General features: G+C 45.6%; 2 protein-coding genes. One reads left to right on the forward strand and one right to left on the reverse strand.

The genetic code is table 11. The features are described 5' to 3' along the window. A partial coding sequence (locus GRP75_RS25475; protein WP_237449194.1) for a sensor histidine kinase occupies positions 1 to 444 on the forward strand: 444 nt, incomplete at its 5' end. A gap of 65 nt (positions 445 to 509) precedes the next feature. Here GRP75_RS25475 and GRP75_RS25480 read toward each other — a convergent pair. After that, the gene (locus tag GRP75_RS25480) at positions 510 to 1,946 is read right to left on the reverse strand and encodes a glycoside hydrolase family 1 protein (RefSeq protein WP_160790719.1); all 1,437 of its coding nucleotides are present in this window, start codon (positions 1,944 to 1,946) and stop codon (positions 510 to 512) included. Positions 1,947 to 2,022 lie beyond the last annotated feature (76 nt).

Consider the following 2,022-nt stretch of genomic DNA (forward strand, 5'->3'; position numbering starts at 1 on the left):
GGCAAATTGCTCACTCAGCTTGCTGAGGAATTTGTACCCTCGCTGGAACAAGCGGACATGTCCTACCGTGTCCGAATCGTCGAGCCTGTTCGGATTCTAGCCGATACCGACGAGCTGGTACGCCTGTATGAAAATTTGTTTTCCAACGCTATTCGATACGGAAAAGACGGCAAACGCCTCGATATCACCATAGGACGCGAAGACGACGAGGCGGTGGTAATCTGCACCAACTACGGCACCCCAATTCCTGCGGAAGATGTCCCGCACTTGTTTGAACGGTTTTACCGGGTGGACAAATCACGTTCCAAGGAAACTGGAGGCACCGGACTGGGCCTTGCGATTACAAAAAGTATTACCGAGCTGCATGATGGCCGCATTTCGGTTAGGAGCAATCGCAGACAAACAGATTTTGAAACCCGTTTCCCCCTCTACTCCTACACATAAACAAACGAACCAGCCAAAGATTGTATCTCTGGCCGGTTCATTTCTGACTTTTATTTAATACAGGACTATTTTCCTTTATTTTGTTCAAACAATACTTCCCCATTGGATTCAATAATCTTTTGGTACCAGTAGAAGCTGTTCTTTTTTCTTCTTTCCAGCGTACCCGTACCATCGTTGTTTTTGTCTACATAGATAAAGCCGTACCTTTTTTTCATTTCTCCCGTTCCCGCACTGACAATGTCGATTGGACCCCACCAGGTATAGCCGAGCACTTCGCAGCCATCCTCAATAGCTTCATGCAGCTGGATCAGATGCTTGTTCAGATAGTCTACCCGCTGGGGATCATGAATTGAACCGTCTTCCAAAATTTCATCATGACTGCCGTAGCCGTTCTCTACAACAAACAGAGGCTTCTGATATCGGTCGTACATCTCATTACACACATAGCGGAAGCCCTTCGGGTCAATTGGCCATCCCCATGGCGTTTTTTCCAAATAGGGATTGTCGAGTCCCATAATTCCCCCTGTGTTGCCCAAGATGGGCATACCTGCTTTATGTGTCGTACTTCGATAATAGCTAAATCCTAAATAATCCGCTGTATGCTCCCGCAGTAATTGTTCATCTCCGGGCTCCATTTGAACCATGATGTTATGCTCTTTCCAGATCCGTTTGGCATAGCTTGGATAATAGCCCCTAAGGATCACATCGGAATAAAATAAGGATCTTCTTCTCAGCTCATAGGCTTCAAACACATCGTCCGGATTGCAGGTATTCGGATAGATCGGGCTCAGGGATAACATAGCGCCCATCATCGCGCCCGGGATAATTTCATGACACAATTTAGTAGCCAATGCGCTGGCAACGAAAACATGGTGACTAGCCTGATAAATGGTCGGCAGTTTGTGCTCATCTTCTTGAACAACAATGCCTCCTGCCGCCAAAGGAATGGTATGAAAATGGTTGATTTCGTTGAAGTTCATCCAATATTTCACTTTGTTTTTATAACGTTTGAAGACAACTTCCGCATACTTTACGTAGAATCCAATCAGCTCGCGGCTTTTCCAGCCTTCGTATTTACGAATCAGATTCAGAGGCAGCTCAAAGTGAGAAATGGTGATGACCGGCTCAATTCCATACTTCAGTAGCTCATCAAACAGATCATCGTAAAATTGCAGCCCTTTTTCATTTGGCTCGGCATCATCCCCATTCGGAAAGATTCGGGACCATGCAATGGAAGTCCGAAAGCATTTCATGCCCATTTCGGCGAACAGGGCGATATCTTCTTTATAACGATGGTAAAAAACAATCGCTTCATGGCTGGCGTAGTACTTGTTTTCATCAATCGTATCATCAAACGTCCCGCCTACTATTCCTCCCCGAAATGCATCGCTGATTGCTGGCCCTTTACCATCCTCGTTCCATGCCCCTTCAGCCTGATTCGCTGCTATAGCACCACCCCATAGAAAATTATCAGGAAAACTTTTGGCTATATGTGCTGTCATAACTCATTTCCTCCTTTATTTAATGTACGGTGAGTAAAACACTTTGCAAATCAACGGATTTTGTCTGTGTCTGGGT

The organism is Paenibacillus sp. OT2-17, from assembly GCF_009827695.1.
Taxonomy (GTDB): domain Bacteria; phylum Bacillota; class Bacilli; order Paenibacillales; family Paenibacillaceae; genus Paenibacillus; species Paenibacillus polymyxa_B.

Excerpts from the sequence above, each read along its gene's own strand:
- GRP75_RS25480 (WP_160790719.1), bottom strand. The coding sequence starts at position 1,946 with ATGACAGCACATATAGCCAAAAGTTTTCCTGATAATTTTCTATGGGGT.